This window comes from Candidatus Symbiopectobacterium sp., from assembly GCF_020054415.1.
Classification (GTDB): Bacteria; Pseudomonadota; Gammaproteobacteria; order Enterobacterales; family Enterobacteriaceae; genus Symbiopectobacterium.
On record NZ_JAHWCO010000207.1, the window covers coordinates 1 to 1,379 of the forward strand.

The 1,379-nt window shown below is 48.5% G+C and carries 2 protein-coding genes and 1 pseudogene; all 3 read left to right on the forward strand.

Annotated features, from left to right (window positions below):
- Positions 1–123 (forward strand): annotated as a pseudogene (locus QZ506_RS06105) (IS5/IS1182 family transposase); the annotation flags it as partial.
- Positions 124–427: 304 nt separating this feature from the next.
- On the forward strand, positions 428–1,180 hold the full coding sequence (gene gpmA / locus QZ506_RS06110) for a 2,3-diphosphoglycerate-dependent phosphoglycerate mutase (RefSeq protein WP_291969800.1): 753 nt from the start codon (positions 428–430) through the stop codon (positions 1,178–1,180).
- Positions 1,181–1,290: 110 nt separating this feature from the next.
- Positions 1,291–1,379 (forward strand): IS1 family transposase (locus tag QZ506_RS06115; protein ID WP_367272975.1); only part of this gene is annotated, 89 nt, incomplete at its 3' end.

Below are 1,379 nucleotides of genomic sequence, written 5' to 3' on the forward strand. Positions count from 1 at the left end.
CTTCTGGGTGGTCATCTAAGTCTGAGAGACTACGATGCTCAGGTGGGTGAAGCCATGGCCATGGTCAAAGCGCTTAACCGGATCACGCTATTAGGAATGCCGAACAGTATTCGCATCACGTAACAATCGACCCGTATGGGCGCAGTCGTTACAAGTTCTGATTTATTCAACAAAGCCGTACTTACATCGAACGCGAGTACTACGTTTGATGCTACATCAACTCATTGAATACACGACCCGGCCCATACTCATCTTGGGCCGACAGGCTATTGCTGTGAGCTGAAACGAGCAAGCGATAACGTGATAATGAGCAAAGTTAATGTAGATAAATCAGGTTTATCGGTGACCATTGATTGCCGTTAATTGCAGCGCAGCAATATAATGAGATCAGTTATCACTGAAATCTTAGGAATGAAGGAGTTTAGCTATGGCTGTAACTAAGCTGGTACTGGTGAGACACGGTGAAAGCCAGTGGAACAATGTAAACCGCTTCACAGGCTGGTACGATGTTGATCTGTCCGAAAAGGGCCGCTCAGAAGCCAAAGCCGCTGGTACTTTGCTGAAAAATGAAGGTTTCTCCTTCGATTTCGCGTATACCTCTGTGCTGAAACGCGCCATTCACACGCTGTGGAACATCCTGGACGAGCTGGATCAGGCTTGGTTGCCGGTGGAAAAGAGCTGGAAACTGAACGAACGCCACTACGGCGCGTTGCAGGGTCTAAACAAAGCGGAAACCGCTGAAAAATACGGTGATGACCAGGTTAAACAGTGGCGTCGTGGTTTTACTATCACTCCGCCTGCGCTGACCCGTGAAGATGAGCGTTTCCCCGGCCACGATCCGCGTTACGCATCTCTGACTGACTATGAGTTGCCGCAGACTGAAAGCCTAGCGCTGACCATCGAACGCGTTGTGCCGTTCTGGAACGAAACGATCCTGCCACGCATCAAGAGCGGTGAGCGCGTTATCATCGCTGCACACGGTAACTCCCTGCGTGCGCTGGTGAAATACCTAGATAACATGGGTGAAGACGAAATCCTTGAACTGAATATCCCGACGGGTGTGCCGTTGGTGTATGAGTTCGATGAAAACTTCAAGCCGATCAAACACTACTATCTGGGTGACGCTGACGAAATCGCAGCGAAAGCCGCTGCCGTTGCTAACCAAGGAAAAGCTAAGTGATTTAATCTCTACTGAAATAGCCAAAGTAGGGTGAATCAGACAGGTAAAAGGGTCGTGAATTCAATATGTTGATTGCAGTGTGAAATGTCCGGTTTTGGATGTGGAATACAGTGGCTAAAGTTGATGTAAGATGCCCGTTTTGTGAACAGACATCTCCTGTGAAAAAACACGGTTATGGCAAAAGTGGCCATCAGCGTTA

Bases quoted from the DNA above. Each gene is read 5' to 3' on its own strand.
- gpmA (WP_291969800.1), top strand. From the start codon at position 428: ATGGCTGTAACTAAGCTGGTACTGGTGAGACACGGTGAAAGCCAGTGG.